Origin of the sequence: Rhizobium halophilum, assembly GCF_021648825.1 — a bacterium.
Classification (GTDB): domain Bacteria; phylum Pseudomonadota; class Alphaproteobacteria; order Rhizobiales; family Rhizobiaceae; genus Neorhizobium; species Neorhizobium halophilum.
Map to the genome: position 1 here is coordinate 277,677 of NZ_JAKJHS010000003.1, position 17,556 is coordinate 295,232.

The 17,556-nt window shown below is 60.6% G+C and carries 16 protein-coding genes; 7 read left to right on the top strand and 9 right to left on the bottom strand.

The features are described 5' to 3' along the window. Positions 1 to 41 precede the first annotated feature (41 nt). Positions 42 to 488: a YqaA family protein gene (locus tag LXM96_RS08975; protein ID WP_262913590.1), complete on the top strand. Its 447-nt coding sequence runs from the start codon at positions 42 to 44 to the stop codon at positions 486 to 488. A 19-nt stretch (positions 489 to 507) separates the two neighbouring features. On the opposite strand, the gene LXM96_RS08980 is transcribed toward LXM96_RS08975, so the two are convergent. Then, on the bottom strand, positions 508 to 1,668 hold the full coding sequence (locus tag LXM96_RS08980) for an iron-containing alcohol dehydrogenase (protein ID WP_239998117.1): 1,161 nt from the start codon (positions 1,666 to 1,668) through the stop codon (positions 508 to 510). 82 nt (positions 1,669 to 1,750) lie between these two features. Then, complete coding sequence (putA, locus tag LXM96_RS08985; protein WP_239998118.1) at positions 1,751 to 5,449, bottom strand: trifunctional transcriptional regulator/proline dehydrogenase/L-glutamate gamma-semialdehyde dehydrogenase; 3,699 nt, start codon at positions 5,447 to 5,449, stop codon at positions 1,751 to 1,753. A 127-nt stretch (positions 5,450 to 5,576) separates the two neighbouring features. Between putA and LXM96_RS08990 the strand changes: the two genes are divergently transcribed. Continuing rightward, positions 5,577 to 6,038, top strand: a complete 462-nt coding sequence (locus LXM96_RS08990) for an Lrp/AsnC family transcriptional regulator (protein WP_239998119.1) — start codon at positions 5,577 to 5,579, stop codon at positions 6,036 to 6,038. Positions 6,039 to 6,141: 103 nt separating this feature from the next. Here LXM96_RS08990 and bfr read toward each other — a convergent pair whose 3' ends face one another. From bfr to LXM96_RS09015, 5 genes are all read right to left on the bottom strand, one after another. Further along, positions 6,142 to 6,627, bottom strand: coding sequence for a bacterioferritin (gene bfr, locus LXM96_RS08995; RefSeq protein WP_239998120.1), 486 nt, complete (start codon positions 6,625 to 6,627; stop codon positions 6,142 to 6,144). Beyond that, complete coding sequence (locus tag LXM96_RS09000) at positions 6,593 to 6,904, bottom strand: (2Fe-2S)-binding protein (protein ID WP_239998121.1); 312 nt, start codon at positions 6,902 to 6,904, stop codon at positions 6,593 to 6,595. Before LXM96_RS09000 ends, bfr begins: the two co-directional genes overlap by 35 nt. Positions 6,905 to 7,041: 137 nt before the next feature. After that, entirely contained in the window at positions 7,042 to 10,464 is a 3,423-nt protein-coding gene (locus LXM96_RS09005; protein ID WP_239998122.1) for an error-prone DNA polymerase, read from the bottom strand. After that, the gene (locus LXM96_RS09010) at positions 10,464 to 11,879 is read right to left on the bottom strand and encodes a Y-family DNA polymerase (protein WP_239998228.1); all 1,416 of its coding nucleotides are present in this window, start codon (positions 11,877 to 11,879) and stop codon (positions 10,464 to 10,466) included. The genes LXM96_RS09005 and LXM96_RS09010 overlap by 1 nt, the downstream gene beginning before the upstream one ends. 40 nt (positions 11,880 to 11,919) lie before the next feature. After that, positions 11,920 to 12,840 carry an ImuA family protein gene (locus LXM96_RS09015; protein ID WP_239998123.1) on the bottom strand — a complete coding sequence of 307 codons (921 nt, stop codon included), beginning with the start codon at positions 12,838 to 12,840 and terminating at the stop codon, positions 11,920 to 11,922. A 167-nt stretch (positions 12,841 to 13,007) separates the two neighbouring features. On the opposite strand from LXM96_RS09015, the gene LXM96_RS09020 reads away from it, so the two are divergent. Further along, on the top strand, positions 13,008 to 13,445 hold the full coding sequence (locus LXM96_RS09020) for a metallopeptidase family protein (RefSeq protein WP_239998124.1): 438 nt from the start codon (positions 13,008 to 13,010) through the stop codon (positions 13,443 to 13,445). 15 nt (positions 13,446 to 13,460) lie between these two features. On the opposite strand, the gene LXM96_RS09025 is transcribed toward LXM96_RS09020, so the two are convergent. Together LXM96_RS09025 and LXM96_RS09030 are read right to left on the bottom strand one after the other, a co-directional pair. After that, complete coding sequence (locus tag LXM96_RS09025) at positions 13,461 to 13,667, bottom strand: DUF1737 domain-containing protein (protein ID WP_239998125.1); 207 nt, start codon at positions 13,665 to 13,667, stop codon at positions 13,461 to 13,463. Further along, positions 13,664 to 14,560: an HpcH/HpaI aldolase/citrate lyase family protein gene (locus LXM96_RS09030; RefSeq protein WP_239998126.1), complete on the bottom strand. Its 897-nt coding sequence runs from the start codon at positions 14,558 to 14,560 to the stop codon at positions 13,664 to 13,666. Before LXM96_RS09030 ends, LXM96_RS09025 begins: the two co-directional genes overlap by 4 nt. A 109-nt stretch (positions 14,561 to 14,669) precedes the next feature. On the opposite strand from LXM96_RS09030, the gene LXM96_RS09035 reads away from it, so the two are divergent. From LXM96_RS09035 to leuB, 4 genes are all read left to right on the top strand, one after another. Continuing rightward, entirely contained in the window at positions 14,670 to 14,897 is a 228-nt protein-coding gene (locus LXM96_RS09035; RefSeq protein WP_239998127.1) for a hypothetical protein, read from the top strand. A 123-nt stretch (positions 14,898 to 15,020) separates the two neighbouring features. After that, positions 15,021 to 15,626 (top strand): 3-isopropylmalate dehydratase small subunit, encoded by a 606-nt coding sequence (leuD, locus tag LXM96_RS09040; RefSeq protein ID WP_239998128.1) that lies wholly within the window; start codon positions 15,021 to 15,023, stop codon positions 15,624 to 15,626. Between the two features lie 11 nt (positions 15,627 to 15,637). After that, positions 15,638 to 16,027: a RidA family protein gene (locus tag LXM96_RS09045; RefSeq protein WP_239998129.1), complete on the top strand. Its 390-nt coding sequence runs from the start codon at positions 15,638 to 15,640 to the stop codon at positions 16,025 to 16,027. A gap of 99 nt (positions 16,028 to 16,126) precedes the next feature. Further along, a complete protein-coding gene (leuB, locus tag LXM96_RS09050) occupies positions 16,127 to 17,236 on the top strand; it encodes a 3-isopropylmalate dehydrogenase (protein ID WP_239998130.1) in 1,110 nt (369 codons plus the stop codon). Positions 17,237 to 17,556 lie beyond the last annotated feature (320 nt).

Consider the following 17,556-nt stretch of genomic DNA (forward strand, 5'->3'; position numbering starts at 1 on the left):
CTGCCGAAGAGGGCGGCAAACCCGCCCTCTTCCTTCCGGAGATGGCCCTCGTGCTGGACATTGGGATCTACGTCGGCCTTTTCACCGCCGCCTTTCTCGCCGCCACGGTTCTACCGATGCAGTCGGAGGCGCTTCTGGTCGGCCTCATTCTCTCTGGCCATCATCCAGTTTGGACTCTCGTCAGCGTTGCAGCTGTCGGCAACACTCTCGGTGCTGTCGTTAACTGGATGCTGGGCCGCGGCATCGAGCGTTTTAGGCACAGCCGCTGGTTTCCGGCCTCTGACCGGCAGCTGGAAAAGGCGGAGCGCTGGTACCACAGGTTCGGCAGATGGTCCCTTCTCCTAAGTTGGCTGCCTGTGGGAGGAGATGCGCTGACTGTGATAGCCGGTGTCCTGAAGGAGCCGCTGCCGAACTTTCTTCTGCTTGTCTTTGTTGGCAAAACAGCGCGTTACATCGTTCTAGCCGCAGCTACTCAAGGCGTTCTTTGAGGATGCCGCAACAGCTGCGCTACCACGCGCTCCGGTAGATGGCCAAGGCGTCCTGCTCGGTGACGTCCCGGGGATTGTTGACGAGGAGGCGTGTCTGTTTCAGCGCGTCCCGAGCCATCTTTGACAGATCATCCTCGCTGATGCCAACATCCCGCAAGCGCTGCGGCAGGCCGAGCCTCAGCGGTAAGACGGCAAGCGCTTCAATGAAGGCTGACGTGCGTGCACTCTCGTCTTGCTCCCGCTCAAGATCGGGAAAGGCGTCCGCCGCGATCTCTGCATAAAGAGACGAGACGGTGGCAGCATTAAAGCGCAGCACATGAGGGAGAACCAGCGCATTCGACAATCCGTGAGGAACGTGAAAGCTGCCGCCGATGGGGTAGGCAAGCGCATGCACTGCCGCAACGGGAGAGTTGGCGAAAGCCTGTCCTGCTAGCATTGAACCAAGCAGCATGCCGCTGCGCGCAACAAGATCATGTCCGCTGAACACTGCACGTTCGATGTTCTGTCCCAGGAGCCGCAGCGCCTGGCGCGCGAGCATCTTCGACAGCGGGTTATTGTTGGCACTGGCGGAGGTATAGGCCTCGATGGCATGAACCATTGCATCGATCCCAGTGGCGGCGGTTGTCTGTGGCGGCAGGCCAAGCGTAAGTCTGGGATCAAGAATCGCGATGTCCGGCAGGATGAGCGGCGATGAGACGCCCTTCTTCTCTGTTCCCCCAACAGTGATGATCGCCACCGGTGTCACTTCGGATCCAGTTCCGGCGGTTGTGGGGATAAGGACCAGCGGCAGGCGGGGACCAAGGGCATTGCCCACCCCCCATGCCCGCTCGATGTCCTGCGCCGAACCGAGAAGCAAGGCAGCAACTTTCGCAACGTCCAGCGAGGAGCCACCGCCAAAACCGATCACACCCGTGGCTCCTGCTCGTCTCCCAGTCTCGACGGCATCGGTCACGGTATCAAGCGATGGGTCCGCCTCTACCGCATCGAAGACGATGACCTGCGTACCGGCTGCCGTCATGGATGCGATGGCGGGTTCAAGCAAACCCAGCCGGCGGATGCCGACGTCGGTTATAACCAGAACCAGGTCTCCGACCACGCCTCCGGCAATCGCGGCAACGTCCGCGACCGCTCCAGACCTGAAGATAATCTGGGGCGTGGTGTTGAACACGAATGGCTGCATGCACTTCCTCCCGAGTTCCGGCAGGGCTGCAGCCGGACACGTCATGAAAGACGCATGTCTAGCCATGGCAAGTCAAGAACGCTTATCCGATTGCCATCAGGCTTGCGTTGCCACCCGCTGCCGCGGTGTTGATGGAGACGGATACCTCCTCAAGCAGCCAGCTAAGGCAGTAGGCGTCCGGTCGGGCTATGTCTTGAGTAGACGCCGACTGGATCAGCACCAAAGGCCCCGGCAGATTCGCAATCTTCTGCGCCATTGCCCGAACCCGCTCCTCCTCTCCCTCGATCAATGCGCCGGCATAGGGTCCATCGGCAGCCCAGTCCGACGACCAGGCGGTCCTTGAGGCAACGGAAGCCGGAAGCTCATGAAGTGGAGCTCCTAGCGCCTGTCCTGGAGCAATTACAGCGGTATTGCCGGTGGCCAGCACCGCTGCCAACTGATGGTGAAGCCCCGCCTCGGTTGCCGGCAAGAGCAGGATCTGGCCCCGTGGGTGTAGGGAGTAGCGATTGCTCTCGCCGACCGGCCCCGGAAGCTGAAGATCCAGCCCAAGCGTCGAGGTACTGCCCATAGCCGCTGCTACTTCCGCCTCCTCGGCCATCCCACGCGCCTGTAACCAACGCACAAAGTCGAGCAGAGCTGGATCGGTATGAACCGAGCTATGCTGCGGCGGCACCGGCGCGGTCTCTACGAGGCGCCCAAGGTAAAGCGGTCCGCCGGCCTTGGGTCCTGTTCCTGACAACCCACGCCCCCCGAAAGGTTGGACGCCGACCACGGCTCCAATGATGTTGCGGTTGACATAAAGGTTGCCCGCCCGAATGCGGCTCGTCACATGCGCAATGGTCTCATCGAGGCGCGTGTGCAGACCAAAAGTCAGCCCGTAACCCGTGGCGTTGATGTCGTCGATAAGGCGATCTAGCTCATTACGCCTATAGCGAATAACGTGCAGGATCGGCCCGAATACCTCGCGCTCCAGATCCCTGAGCGAATGCAGCTCGATGATGGTCGGCGGGACGAATGTGCCGGTGACCGTGTGCTCCGGCAGATCGGTCTGGTCGACCCTCCGCCCCAGAGCGCGCATCTTTTCGACATGCCCGACGATGGTGGCCTTTGCCTCGGTCGTGATGACCGGTCCGATGTCAACGCTAAGGCGGTCGGTACGGCCGATGGCCAACTCCTTCAACGCGCCCTTCAGCATGCCAAGCGTCCGGTCTGCAACCTCCTCCTGTAGGCAAAGAACCCGTAATGCGGAGCAGCGCTGTCCAGCGCTGTCGAAGGCCGAAGCAATCACATCGCCGACCACCTGCTCGGCCAGGGCAGAGGAGTCGACAATCATTGCGTTCTGGCCCCCGGTCTCCGCGATCAGGGGGATAGGCTTGCCGCTTGGCAGCAGCCGGTCGGCGAGCTGCGTCTGGATCAGCCGTGCAACCTCGGTGGAGCCTGTGAACATGACGCCGTAAGTCTCTGGCGCAGCGACGAGCGCAGCACCGATACGTCCTCCGCCGGGGAGGAATTGCAGCGCCGAACGTGGAATGCCTGCTTGATGAAGGATCCGCACAGCCTCAGCCGCGATCAGCGGGGTTTCTTCCGCAGGCTTTGCGAGAACAGGGTTTCCTCCCACCAGGGCCGCCGCGACCTGTCCTGTGAAGATGGCCAGCGGGAAATTCCAGGGACTGATGCAGACGATGGGCCCGAGCGGCTTGTGCATTGGTCCAAGCGTACGCCGCGCCTGTTGAGCATAGTAGCGCAGGAAGTCGACTGCCTCGCGCACCTCCGCGATCGCATTGAGCGCCGACTTACCAGCCTCCCGCATGATCAACCCGAGCAGGATTGGCATTCGCTCCTGCATCAGGTCCGCCGCCCTCTCAAGACGAGCGGCTCGCTCCACTGGTGGCACCGCCCCCCATTCACCAGCGGTTTCCTTCGCCGCACGTGCGGCGGCCTGTGCCTCGTTCTCTGTTGCCTCAGACACGTGACCAACGATATCCGCGTGATCGGCTGGATTGGACACCGGTCGTGCATTTCCGCCCGGTACCACTCCCTCGATCATGGGCGTCGCCGTCCAATCGATTTCAGCGCTGCGTTGCAACTCGTTCGTCAATCGCGCAAGGACCTGTTCATCTGAAAGGTCCAGTCCTTCAGAGTTGGCTCGACCCGACCCGAGGATATCGCGTGGTAGCGCGATCTGCTCATGTCGCGAACCCGGTACCGCCATGGCGCGAATGGTATCTGCCGGATCTGCAATCAGCTCTTCTACGGAAACGGCGGGATCTGCGATCCGGTTGACGAACGAGGAGTTGGCACCGTTTTCGAGGAGCCGGCGAACGAGATAGGCCAGTAGCGTTTCGTGTGTGCCGACGGGGGCATAAATCCGACATGGTCGATTCAGCTTTTTTTCACCCACGACCTCGTCATAGAGGGGCTCTCCCATCCCATGGAGGCACTGAAACTCGTACTTTCCGACCTCGAAGTCCGGCCCGGCCAGATGGTAGATCGTGGAAAGCGTCTGCGCATTGTGGGTGGCAAACTGCGGGAACACGACCTCGCTTTCCGCCAGAAGCTTTTTGGCACAGGCGATATAGGAGACGTCCGTGTGCACTTTTCGGGTGAAGATCGGGTAATCCTCCAACCCATCCAGCTGTGCCCGCTTGATCTCGGCATCCCAGTAAGCGCCCTTGACCAGACGAACCATGATCCGGTGTCCCGAGCGGCGGGCAAGATCGATGATAAAATCGAGCACCAAAGGGCAACGCTTGCCGTAAGCCTGGACGACAAAGCCGATCCCGTCCCAGCCATCAAGTGCCGGGTCCAAACAAAGCTCCTCCAGAAGATCGAGCGACAGCTCCAGGCGGTCCGCCTCTTCGGCATCGATATTGAGGCCGATATCATAGGACTTGGCGACCAAAGCGAGAGCCTTCACCTTAGGAAGCAACTCCTCCATGACCCTGCCCGCTTGCGCACGGCTGTAACGGGGATGAAGCGCCGAGAGCTTGATCGAGATGCCAGGCCCCTCATAAACGCCGCGGCCGCCGGAAGCCTTGCCAATGGCATGAATAGCGGCCTCGTAATCCCGATAATAGCGTGCAGCGTCACCGGCGGTGGTCGCAGCCTCGCCCAACATATCATAGGAATAGCGAAAGCCGCGCTCTTCCAGAGGCCGTGCGCGCTTGAGCGCTTCGTCTATGGTCTCGCCTGTGACGAATTGCTCGCCCATCATCCGCATCGCCAGGTCCACGCCGCGACGAATAACCGGCTCCCCGCACCGCGCAAGGAGTCGCGTCAGAGCGGCGGCAAGGCTCCGGTCATTAACCGTCGACGTCAATTTGCCAGTCACCACTAGTCCCCAAGTGGCGGCATTGACGAACAGGGAGCGGTTGCCCCCCAGATGGGATTTCCAGTCACCGTCGGCAATCTTGTCGCGTATTAGGGCGTCACGCGTGGCTGCATCGGGAATTCGAAGCAGCGCCTCAGCCAGGCACATCAGCGCCACACCTTCTTGACTGGAAAGCGAGTATTCGTGAACCAGTCCCTCGACGCCCGAACCGCGATGTTTTGCCCGAAGTGCCTCGATGAGCGTCCGTGCCGTCTCCTTCGTTTTGCCGCGGATGTCTTCTGGTAGGGTTGCTGCATCCAGTAGGGACTCGACGCAGGTGATCTCTGGCGGGCGATAGGCTGACGTGATCTGCTTGCGCAGCGAATTCTGTGGCCGGGCTGGCGGTGCGAAGTCGGCAAAGGGTGGACGGGCCGCTGCAGCGGGCGTGGCGGGTTCTGGATAGTTGATCATGTGTCGGAATCCGGAGCGGTGTTGGTTGCAGATAGCTTACTTCACCGCCACACTCGCGCTGGACTTTTTGTTAAACCTATCTCAGCTTAAAACTCCTTTTATGGAGCTGTTGCTGGACGTTATGCCTATGAAAGATCCGAAGACCAGCCAAATTGACGGATACGACCGTAAGATCCTGGAGCTGCTCGCTGCTGACGGGCGTATGCCGGTGACGGAACTTGCTAGCCGGATCGGCTTATCTAAAACGCCTTGCGCTGCACGCCTGAAGCGGCTTGTCGATGAGGGTTATATTGAAGGCTTTCGGGCCGTTCTCAATCCACAGAAGCTTGGCCTTGATCACGTCGCTTTCGCAGAAGTCACGCTGTCCGACACGCGGGAGTTGGCCCTTGCAGAGTTCAACAAGGCCGTCAGCAAGATCCGCGAGGTGGAGGAATGCCACATGATCGCCGGTCGCTTCGACTACCTGCTGAAGGTTCGCACGCCAAATATCCGACGTTACCGGGAGGTCCTGGGGGAGAAGATCTCGAGCCTGCCACACGTCGCAAGCACATCGACGTCGGTGGCAATGCAGTCGGTGAAGGAGAGGTAGACACGTCAGGACCAAGGGCGGCAGTGCGGGAAGACTGCGGGCTGCCCGTTCTGCACCTTAGGAGAGTGCTCCGACGGTAAAGCCGCCGGAGCATAGAATTCAATCACTCAGCAGAATCTGCGGATTCCGCGTTCAGCAATCCGTAGCGCTCCTCGCCGATCTTTCCGAGCAGTTCTAGCTGGGTCTCAAGGAAGTCGATATGGCCTTCCTCGTCTGCGAGCAGTTCTTCGAAGAGCTTCATGGAAACATAATCGCCTGCGGCATGACAGACGTCACGCGATGCTTTGTAGGCTGTTCGGGCATCGTATTCGCCGGCAAGATCAGCCTCGAGAACTTCCTTGACGTTCTGGCCGATACGCAGCGGCGCCAGCGTCTGCAGGTTCGGATGGCCTTCGAGGAAGATGATGCGATCGATCAGCCGGTCGGCATGATGCATTTCTTCGATCGACTCTTCCCGCTCTTTCTTGGCGAGCTTGGTATAGCCCCAGTCCGATAGCAGACGGTAGTGAAGCCAGTACTGGTTGACGGCGCCGAGTTCGAGGAACAAAGCCTCGTTAAGCCGCTCGATGACGCTGCTGTCGCCTTTCAATGTCCGCTCTCCTGTTTTCCTCGTGGAACTGTTTCAGGCGGGACATATAATCGATAACGTCAGCGGTCGTCGAGTGCCGCTGCGCGTGATATTCCTCGGTGGTCTTGATGATGATGTCGACGACGTTGGGGAAGCAGCCACAGCAACGGCCGCGCTTGCTCATCGCGTGGTAGACCTTCGCCGGAACGATCAGCTGCCAGCAGTCCTGATCCAGGAGCTCGACGATGACGTCGCGGATTTCCTTGTCGGTGATGTAATTGCAGCTGCAGACTAGCATTCTCGGTCAACCCGTCAAACATGACCAGTAACATCCGCTTTTTGCGAAAGAGGACGGCTCCTGTCAAGAAAAAATGCTGAGCTTTATTAGCACACCCTTGTGATGGTGCCTTGGGCAGGCCGGGCACGCATTGACGCTTACTGGAAATTGCGCCCCTTCGGCATGACCTCCTCCGGTCGGCTACCCAGCGCAAGCTGCGGCTCGCTCGGATCGGAGGGTCTGATTTCTCCTTCCACCTTCCTCTTGCGATAACTGCCGCATCCTGAGCCCAATGCTTCGTCGGCGCCCGGGCGGGGAGCGCCAAATCGGCGAACTTCCTTCTGGAGCAGGCCCAGCATAGGCGTAATATCCTCGATATGCTCCACCACCGTATGGATGACGCCATGCGCGCTCTGCAGTTGGCCGCGGATCTTCACCATGCGTGCGCCCATCACCACCGGTCGGTACTTCTCGAAGACCTTCGGCCAGACGATGGCGTTCGCCACTCCCGTCTCGTCTTCTAGCGTCATGAAGATCACGCCGCTTGCCGAGCCGGGGCGTTGGCGCACGAGGACCAGCCCGGCGATGGTGACCTTGCGGCCGTTCGGCACCGAAAGAAGGTCGACGCTCCGCGTCACACCCATGCGGGCAAAATCCTCGCGCAGGAAGGAGGTTGGATGAGCCTTCAGGGAAAGGGTGAGGTGGCGGTAGTCCTCGATGACCTCTTCTCCCGGAAGCATCAACGGCAGCGCAACCTGATGCTCCGGCCTCAAGTCTGCGTTTCCTGCCGCCTCGAACAGTGGCAGGTTATTCTGAGGCTTCACCTGATCAAGCCCCCGCACCGCCCAAAGAGCCTGCCGGCGGCTGAGCCCGATGGAGCCGAAGGCATCCGCATCCGCCAGGCGCTCCAGAGCCCCCCGGTCGAGACCCGACCGCCTCCAGAGGTCATGGATGGAGCGATAGCCGTCGCCCCTGTTGGCGATCAGCTTCTCCAGCACCTCCTTCTCCGCCATTCCCTTGATCTGGCGAAACCCCAGCCGCACCGCATGGCGGCTGCGGATGACGCTCTGCATCTCCCGGTGCCGCGGATCCACGCGGCTCGGACGAAACTCCGCCTCTTCCAGGCTGCTGTCCCAGCTTGAGAGATTGACGTCCACCGGACGGACCTCGACCCCATGCTCCCTTGCGTCACGCACCAGCTGGGCCGGCGCATAGAACCCCATGGGTTGCGAGTTCAAGATCGCGGCGCAGAACACGTCGGGATAATAGGTCTTGATCCAGCAGGAGGTGTAGACCAGGAGGGCAAAGGAGGCGGCATGGCTTTCCGGAAAGCCGTATTCCGCAAAGCCCTCGATCTGGCTGAAGCAGCGCTCGGCAAATTCCCGGCTGTAGCTGTTCCTGACCATGCCGGAGACGAGCGCCTTCTTGAACTCCACCACCCGCCCCGACCGCTTGAAGGTCGCCATGGACCGCCGCAGCTTGTCGGCCTCGGATGGCTTGAATCCCGCCGCGGTAATAGCAATCTGCATCACCTGTTCCTGGAAGAGCGGAACGCCGAGCGTCCGCTCCAGAACAGCCTTCAGCTCCGGCTTCTCGTAATGAATCTCCTCGCCCTTGAGCGCCTTCTCCCTTCGCTTCAGATAGGGGTGCACCATATTGCCCTGGATCGGGCCAGGCCGGACGATCGCCACCTCAATGACGAGGTCGTAGAAGCGCCGCGGCTTCAGGCGTGGCAGCATGCTCATCTGCGCCCGGCTTTCGATTTGGAAGACGCCGATCGTGTCGGCACGGCAGATCATGTCGAAGACGTTCGGATCGTCCCCCTTCGCCATCAGGCTCGCCAGCGTTTCCGGCTGCTTGTAATGATCCTCTAGGAGCGCCAGGGCGCGTCTCATACAGCTCAACATACCAAGCGCCAAAATATCGATCTTGAGGAGCTTCAGCGTGTCGAGATCATCCTTGTCCCATTCGATCATGTAGCGACCGGGCATGGCGGTCTTCATGATCGGCACCACTTCGTCGAGCCGGTCGCGCGTGATGAGAAAGCCGCCGACATGCTGGGTGAGGTGGCGGGGAAAGCCCATCAATTCCTTTGCGTGAGCGATCACCTTCTGGGTCGTGGGATGAGCAAGATCGAGGCCGGCCACCTTTGCTTCCCGCTCCGACAGGCCTTCTTCCGACCATCCCCAGACGGTGCTTGCCAGCGCTGCCTGCACATCTTCGGACAGGCCGAAGGCCTTGGCCACTTCACGGCCGGCCATACGAGTGCGATAGCTGGTCACCGCCGCCGTCAGCCCCGCATGGCGAAAGCCGTAATGCCGATAGATGTACTGGATGATCTCTTCGCGCCGCTCGTGCTCGAAATCCACATCGATGTCCGGCGGCTCGTTTCTTTCGGTGGAAATAAAGCGCTCGAACAGGAGCGTACTATGGACAGGATCGACCTCCGTGATGCCGAGACAGTAGCAGACGGCCGAATTGGCAGCCGACCCCCGCCCCTGGCAAAGGATTTTCAATTCGTTGCGGGCATGCCAGACGATGTGGCGCACCGTGAGGAAATAGGGCTCGTACTGCATCTCCTGGATGAGATCGAGTTCGTAGCGGATCAGTTGGGCAACTTTTTCCGGCACGTCGGAAGCATAGCGCTCTCGCGCTCCCTCCCAAGTCAGGCGCTCAAGCGTCTGCGCCATCGTCTCACCGGGAACGCTCTCATCCGGGTAATTGTGCTGCAGCTCGTCCAGAGAAAAATGGAGCCGGCTAAAGAATTTTCCCGTATTCGTCACGGCTTCCGGAAAATCTGCAAAAAGGCGGCTCATCTCCTGCCCTGTTTTCAGGTGCCGCTCCCCGTTCGGCGCCAACCTGAAGCCAGCCTCAGCGATCTGCACGTGCTCGCGGATTGCGACCACCACATCCGATAGCGACCGCCGTTCCGGGAGATGAAAAAGGGGTTGGTTGCTGGCCAGAAGCGGGATGTGGTGCGTCGCGGCAACAGCCGCAAAAGTGGCGAAAATGAACCTGTCCTGCCCGTCATAGCTGGGAGAAAGCGTCAGGTAGACCGCCCTTCCGAATTTCTCCCGAAGCAGTTTCAGAAGCTCGCCGAGTTTTTGCAGATAGGCTTCATCGGGAGCACGGGCAGGATCGGGCGTCACGGCCAGCATCATCTCCTGCCCCCATTCCAGAAGATCCCATTCCTCCAGAATGCAGCCGCCCTTCTCCGTCCGCAGGTTTCCCCGGCTGAGGAGGCGGCAGAGATTGGCCCATCCCCTCCGCTTTATGGGATAGGCAAGGACATCCGGGGTTCCGTCGGCGAAGACGAGTCGGGCACCGGGTTGCATACGACAAGGGGAAGGAACATCCTTCTCCTCTTCATACCCGTCCTTTCCTCGCTGATGCCGTTCGGCAAGATCCCGCACATGGGCATGGGCACGCACCACTCCGGCCACCGAATTGCGGTCTGCAATGCCAAGCCCGGAAAGCCCAAGCAAGGAAGCGGCCAGCACCATCTCGTCCGGCTTCGAAGCACCCTCCAGAAACGAAAAATTCGTCCGGGCGCCAATCTCGAAGAAAGCAGCATCCGCCATCACGCGAAGATCCCATGCATGTGCCAGGTGGGTCGGTAGTCGGCACTGTAATGGCCTTGCCGGTACACCCAGAAGCGATGGCCGGAGGCGACTTCCAGGCGGAAATAATCCCGCTCCTGCGCGGTTTCCTGATCCAGCCACCATTCCGGCGAAATCCGCTCCGGCCCTTCCGCACGCGCGACATCGTGAAGAACGCGGCGCCAGCGGAAGCGGCTCGGCGGTCCGTCCGGGACGATTGCGGCAAAGGCTTCCACTGGCTCTGGCCGTGCAAGGAGGCGCAGCGGCCTTTCTCTTTCCGTCATGACTGCCGGGTATGGTTTGCCTCCTGTCTCCGCCTCATGTCCCAGGGCTGGGTGCGCGAAGACTGCGCGTTCCGGGATATGACTTTCGCGGAGCTGGAATGCCTGGAGCACGTCTTCACCCAGCCTTGCCGAAACACGATCGATGAGATCGGCCAGCGGCGCCTCACCTTCCGCCTTTCCCAGAAGATTGTCCTGGCTTGCCTCGCATAGATCATGCTGGAGCACGTTGAGCCGGAAAAGCTCGAAGCCGAAACCTGCATCCAGTTCGTCATGAACCGACTTCAGCCGCTCGGTAAACAATCCGGCGATCTTCTGCGGATCCCGCAAAGGGCGGGAGGCGCCGGCAGAAATCCGAAAGACGCGGCCGTCCACACGGAACAGCACGAGTTCAAAAACCCGCCCGCCCACACCGCGCGCCTCCAGGCTGGCCCGCAAGGAAAGCGCCATGCGCGCCGCCAGTTCCAGGATTTCCTCCTCCGCCTGGATGGCTTCAGCCAACTTCCTTTCGATCGAAAGCAAGGCTACGGGGCGGCGCGGCGAGATCGGCTCCTCCTCGTGACCGAGTGCCTGATCGAGCCGGAGAAGGAGATGGCCGCCAAAGCGCCGCGCCAAGCCAGCGCGCGGCATCGAAAGCAGGTCCCCCACCTGTTTGAGCCCGAGCTTGTTCAACGCTGCAATGGTTTCTCCGCCAATGCGCAGGGAGGCGACAGGGAGAGACGCAAGCACCTCCTCACCCCCGCCATCCTCGATCACGCCGCCGTGGCCGAAACGGCAGATGGCCCAGGAGAGACCGGGCGAGCCGGAGATTGCTCCCTGAACCTTAAACCCCATCTGGAACAGGCGCAGCAGAATGTCGTCGAGCAGGGCCTGTTCCCCGCCGAACAAATGCGTGCAGCCGGTGATGTCGAGAAACAACCCGTCGCTGCCATCGAGTGCCACCAGCGGCGTATAACGGTCGCACCAGTCGGCGATCGCTTCCAGAAGCGCCCTGTCGGCGGTCGGATCCTCTTCGGCAACATCGATGGCCGGATACATGGCCCGCGCTTCGGCCAGACCCTGCCCGTGCCGCAATCCCAGTTCGGTCGCCACTTCGTCCAGCGCCGTTAAACGCATGCCGTTGTCGCGCCGGCCCGAACAGAGCAGCGGCGGATGGTCAGGACGCCCGGTCAAACGCCAGGAGGCGCCCCAGAGCCGCCGCGCGATCCGATCCGTCGGCAGATGCGGGAAGACGAGGGCCAGAATGCGCTGTTGCATCCCCGGCAAGGCGAGACGGCTCTGGTTGTCGGGCAGGGCAAAATTGACGGTCACGGGAATTCCACTCCAGAAGAAAGGAGAGCGGAGCCGGGTTGCGGCTCTTCTCCAGGGTAAGACGGAAAACTGGGAAGCCTATGCTGCCGCCAAGCATGGTCCCGTTGGGAAGGACCCGCTCGGCAGCGGGTCCGGGTTCGGCATGGAAACGGAAGACGGCGCTGCTGGCCTCCTCCTCGCTTGCATGCCGCAGAAGCAAAATCGGGCGCCTCGCCGCTTTTGCTCTCAGACTGAGCCTCCGGCTTTCGGACAGACCGAAGGCGGAAGGGTTTCCTCTGATCTCAAGAATGGTCGCAGCCAGGGCACCACTCGCCGCAGCGGTTTCCGCCAGCCATAAGGCATCCTCCAGCTTCTTGGGAAGCGCGTGGAGGAAGTGCCTGACCTGGAGGCCATATTGAGCAAGCCCAATCGGATAGGGCAGGCCCGCCTCGACATTGGAGAACCTGTCGCTGATCCACAAAAGGGCGGGAGCCTTGGCCTGTTGCTGGATCAGAGCTGCCAGGGCCAAAACAAACCCACTGCCTGCACCGGCGTTGCGCATGGCACAGGTGCGGATTTCCGTCATCCCGTCCAGCGGAAGCCCCCCTTCCAGGGCAGCATCCAGCTCGTCGACTCCAAGCGCAATGCGCCGGCTGCCCTTTCCCGTTGCAGCCATTCTCTCGCCCTGCGGCTCTTCGCTCACCAGCGTCGGGGTCTTGCCTTCCAGTTTGGCAATCGTCTCACGCAGGGCAAAAAGTCTCTCCTGCGCCGTGGCATGCTTGGCCATGGCGTCAGCTCCATTCCGATATGTTCACTTTATGTTCTAATGGATTCCAGAGCTCTCCAGAAGAGTCAACAGCCATTTTAAGAGAAGAGCCGGCTTCCTCTGGAGCTCTATGAATCCTCTCGAAAATTTCCGGAAATAGATTATATGAGCTCCAACAAGGAGCATCTATGGCCCGTATAGACCAAACCGACGATTGGCGGGATCGCCACGCGCCGACCATCAGCGCCTTTGAATCGTTGGCCATCGAAGCCTATGGCAACTTGCCGGAAGAATTTCGGGCGCTGACCACCAACCTGACCATCGAGATCGAGGATTTCCCGGACGACGAGATCTTCGAGGACATGGCCCTGGAAACGCCATTCGACCTGCTCGGCCTGTTCGAAGGGCGCGGCATTTCCGAACGCTTTTCCATGGAGACAGGCGAGCTGCCGAACCGCATCCGGCTCTACCGCCGCCCGATCCTGGATTACTGGGCCGAGAACGAAGAAACGCTGGGCGATATCATCACCCATGTGCTGATCCACGAGATCGGCCACCACTTCGGCCTGAGCGATGATGACATGGAGCGGATCGAGGCGAGCGCCGAAGAGGCGACGGATCGCTGATCCGCTCTGCGCCCTTTACTGCTCGCCGAGTTTCATGTTGGGATCGTAATCCTTGCCGTGTACCGTCTTCACCACGGCCTGACCGCAATACATCTTGTTCTCTGCAGCGTTGAAGCTGTGGCTCGGCGAGCCGTGCAGTTCCCACCCCTTGTTCAAGGCATCGGTGACGCGATGGCAGAAGGAGGAATCGTCGGGGCCAGTGATAAAGCGGTAAACTTTCATGCCATCGTCTTTCTGAGAGAGATCTGCTGTGCCTTTGCCACAAGCCGCTCGGCCTGTTCAAGGTGAAGCCGCTCGACCATCTGGCCGTTCATGGTAATCACATTGAGATCGTGTGCTGCCGGATCGGCAAAAGCGGTAATGATCGCCTTCGCTTCGGCAATTGCCTCGGCAGAGGGACCAAAGGCCTGATTGGCGCCCTCGATCTGCGCCGGATGGATCAGCATCTTGCCGTCAAATCCCATGGCGCGGCCTTGGGCGCACTCGGCTGCAAACCCGTCTGTATCACGGAAGTCGTTGAAGACACTGTCGATGACATCAAGGCCATGGGCACGAGCCGCCAGCACCACCTGCATGATCCAGGGCACCAGATAGGTCCGACCATGCTCGGATGGCACGCCAGTGTCCTTGCGCAGGTCGTTGAGGCCGAGCACAAGGCAGTCCAGCCGTGGATCTGACTTGGCGATCGCGGCAGCGTTAAGCACGCCCCCTGCCGTCTCCATCATTGCCCAAAGCCTTACGTCCGGCGACGTTGCGGCAAGAAGACCCGCAACTTCTCGAATGTCCTCTGGATCATCCACCTTGGGAAGCAGCACGGCATCCGGCGCAAGCTCCAGGACCAGCTCGATATCCGCTTTTTGAAATTCGGAGCCGCTTGCGTTGATGCGGATGACTGCTTCTCTCCCCTGAAGCGGCGTCTGCCGAAACAACCGCCGAAGATTGTCCCGCGCCTCGCCTTTCTTCTCCGGGAACACCGAATCTTCGAGGTCAAAAATGACCACGTCGCAATCGAGACCGTGCGTCTTGTCTAGGGCCCGCTGATTGATGGCAGGGACGCTGAGACAGGAGCGGCGGATGCGGGCAGAATGGCTTGTTGGGGAACTTACGGTCGTCATCGCGATTTTGTGACAAGGTTTTCGGCGCGGCGCAATATCGCAACAGCATGAAAAGCCTTGCAAGCCATACCGGCAGGGACCACATTCGTGTCACAGAAAGGGTTGTGCCATGCAAAACATCCGTTCGTTCTTCTTCTTCACCACCGGCCTTGCGCTTTTTGCGCTGGCGGCGTTGCTGACGGCTTCGCTCACTGTTGCCTTCATCGGGGTTCTCGGCGCACTTGCGGCCGGCCGCCTTCTGTCGGCTAAGCTGAAACAGGTCCCGGTGCAGGCTAAGGTGCGAAAGGACGAGATGCGCGTCTGGAACGACGGCCGCGGCACGATCATCGATCTTTGATCCGGCGCTACGCCGAAAGGCTCTGTTTCCGGCCTTGAGCGTACCGCCCAGGGCCAAAACGGTCCTTCAAATTCGTCGGGATTTGCTTTAAGTGCTTCCGCACAACTCCAGCGGAGGCAGATCATGGAAAAGTTCACCAAGCTCACCGGCGTTGCAGCGCCGCTTCCGGTTGTCAACGTCGACACGGACATGATCATTCCCAAGGACTACCTCAAGACGATCAAGCGGACCGGTCTCGGCAAGGGACTTTTTGCCGAAGCCCGCTACCAGGAAGACGGGTCCGAAAACCCGGACTTCGTGCTGAACAAGCCTGCCTATCGCAATGCCAAGATCCTTGTCGCCGGCGATAACTTCGGCTGCGGCTCGTCCCGCGAGCACGCTCCCTGGGCACTTCTGGACTTCGGCATTCGCTGCGTGATCTCCACCAGCTTCGCCGATATCTTCTACAACAACTGCTTCAAGAACGGCATCCTGCCGATCGTGGTCGCCCAAGACGATCTCGACAAGCTGATGGATGATGCCTCGCGCGGCTCCAACGCCGTGCTGACGGTCGACCTGGAGGCTCAGGAAATCACCGGTCCGGATGGCGGCTCCATCACCTTCGACATCGACCCGGCGCGCCGCCACATCCTGCTGGAAGGGCTCGATGATATCGCCAGCACGCTGAAGAGCGAGGCCGTGATCGGCAGCTTCGAGCAAAAGATCAGCGCCGAGCGGCCCTGGCTCTGAACGGCCGCTCGATGGTACAGCGCATCTCCTCCGGCTCCCCATTTGAAACGCGCATCGGGTATTCGCGTGCAGTGGTCGATCGCGAGATGGTCTATGTCTCCGGGACCACCGGCTATGACTATGCCAGGATGGAAATGCCGGAGGACGTCGCGGATCAGACCCGCAATGCCCTGGCCACCATCGACAACGCCTTGCGAGAGGCCGGCAGCAGCCTGAAGGACGTGCTCCGCGTCCGTTACTACATCACCGACATGGCTGACTATGATGCCATCGTGGACGTTTTGGGTGAAACATTCTCTGAAATTCGGCCCGCCGCCACGATGATCGTCTGCGGCCTGACCACGCCCGAGATGAAGGTGGAGATCGAGGTCACCGCTCGCATCGGCGCCGGTTCATCCTGAAAGTTCTCAATCGGCCTTCTCCTATCGGCAGGCTCGGAGGAGGTTAAGACGGCACGACATCGTGCGGAGGGTGAGCCTGTCACCGAGAGGAAATACCGAATGACCAAGTCTCTCTTCCTGCTTCCCGGCGACGGCATCGGCCCTGAGGCCATGGCTGAGGTTCGCAAGATCATCGCCCACATGAACAGCACGATGAATGCCGGCTTCGAGACCGACGAAGGCCTAGTCGGCGGCTGCGCCTATGACGCGCATGGCCAAGCGATCTCGGAAGCCGACATGGCAAAGGCCACGGCGGCGGACGCCGTGTTGTTTGGTGCCGTCGGCGGGCCGAAGTGGGATGCCGTTCCTTATGAAGTACGTCCTGAAGCCGGCCTGCTGCGGCTGCGCAAGGACCTCGAGCTTTTTGCCAACCTGCGCCCAGCCATCTGCTACCCGGCACTCGCCAATGCCTCTTCTCTCAAGCCAGAGCTGGTAGAGGGCCTCGACATCCTTATCGTTCGCGAACTGACCGGCGGTGTCTATTTCGGCGAGCCGAAGGAGATCATCGACCTCGGCAACGGCCAGAAGCGGGGCATCGACACCCAGGTCTACGATACCTACGAGATCGAGCGGATCGCCAGCGTCGCCTTCGAGCTTGCGCGCACCCGCAAGAACCGCGTCTGCTCGATGGAAAAGCGCAACGTGATGAAGTCTGGGGTTCTCTGGAACCAAGTGGTGACGGAAACCCACAAGCGCTCCTTCTCCGACGTACAGCTCGAGCACATGCTGGCCGACGCCGGCGGCATGCAGCTTGTCCGCGCGCCGAAGCAGTTCGATGTCATCGTCACGGACAACCTGTTCGGGGATATGCTTTCCGACGTCGCAGCAATGTTGACCGGCTCGCTCGGAATGCTGCCGTCGGCCTCACTGGGGGCGCCGGACGGAAAAACCGGCAAGCGCAAGGCGCTCTACGAGCCCGTCCACGGCTCGGCACCGGACATTGCCGGCACCGGTGTTGCCAACCCGATCGCAATGATCGCCTCCTTCGCCATGTGCCTGCGCTATTCCTTCAACATGGTCGCGGAAGCCGATCGCTTGGAAAGGGCAATCGCCAATGTGCTCGATCAGGGCATTCGCACCGGCGACATCATGGCCGAAGGCTGCAGGCAGGTAGGAACCGCCGAAATGGGCGACGCCATCCTCAAGGAATTTGGCTCGCTTTCGGCTTGAGCGATCTGACTGCGGCGCCGAGGAAGAGCGGCGCCGCAGGGCAAACCTTGGCAGATTCATCACCGTAAGTAGGTAGCGCAAAGCACCGGCCTTGACTCCAAATCAGAATCTTCTAAACACCACCGACGAACGGGAAAGCATCCTATGAACCGCCGCGAGTTCAACATCGCTGCTGATTTCCAGCCGGCAGGTCTTGCCGGGCTGAGCCGGTGCTTTTCCGCCTCCAACAAAACCACGGCCAAAACGACGACGAAAACCGTCTGACGTCTCTGGCCCACCGCTCTCTCCCCGGTTAGGCCGGGGACAAGGAAAACTGCGGT

Coding starts and splice junctions, on each gene's coding strand:
- LXM96_RS09045 (WP_239998129.1), top strand. CDS start 15,638: ATGGTACAGCGCATCTCCTCCGGCTCCCCATTTGAAACGCGCATCGGG.
- LXM96_RS08975 (WP_262913590.1), top strand. CDS start 42: ATGGCCCTCGTGCTGGACATTGGGATCTACGTCGGCCTTTTCACCGCC.
- LXM96_RS09005 (WP_239998122.1), bottom strand. CDS start 10,464: ATGGCGGATGCTGCTTTCTTCGAGATTGGCGCCCGGACGAATTTTTCG.
- leuD (WP_239998128.1), top strand. CDS start 15,021: ATGGAAAAGTTCACCAAGCTCACCGGCGTTGCAGCGCCGCTTCCGGTT.
- LXM96_RS08990 (WP_239998119.1), top strand. CDS start 5,577: ATGAAAGATCCGAAGACCAGCCAAATTGACGGATACGACCGTAAGATC.
- LXM96_RS09030 (WP_239998126.1), bottom strand. CDS start 14,560: ATGACGACCGTAAGTTCCCCAACAAGCCATTCTGCCCGCATCCGCCGC.
- LXM96_RS09015 (WP_239998123.1), bottom strand. CDS start 12,840: ATGGCCAAGCATGCCACGGCGCAGGAGAGACTTTTTGCCCTGCGTGAG.
- LXM96_RS09035 (WP_239998127.1), top strand. CDS start 14,670: ATGCAAAACATCCGTTCGTTCTTCTTCTTCACCACCGGCCTTGCGCTT.
- LXM96_RS09010 (WP_239998228.1), bottom strand. CDS start 11,879: ATGCGTTTAACGGCGCTGGACGAAGTGGCGACCGAACTGGGATTGCGG.
- LXM96_RS09020 (WP_239998124.1), top strand. CDS start 13,008: ATGGCCCGTATAGACCAAACCGACGATTGGCGGGATCGCCACGCGCCG.
- LXM96_RS08980 (WP_239998117.1), bottom strand. CDS start 1,668: ATGCAGCCATTCGTGTTCAACACCACGCCCCAGATTATCTTCAGGTCT.
- LXM96_RS09025 (WP_239998125.1), bottom strand. CDS start 13,667: ATGAAAGTTTACCGCTTTATCACTGGCCCCGACGATTCCTCCTTCTGC.
- LXM96_RS09000 (WP_239998121.1), bottom strand. CDS start 6,904: ATGCTAGTCTGCAGCTGCAATTACATCACCGACAAGGAAATCCGCGAC.
- leuB (WP_239998130.1), top strand. CDS start 16,127: ATGACCAAGTCTCTCTTCCTGCTTCCCGGCGACGGCATCGGCCCTGAG.
- putA (WP_239998118.1), bottom strand. CDS start 5,449: ATGATCAACTATCCAGAACCCGCCACGCCCGCTGCAGCGGCCCGTCCA.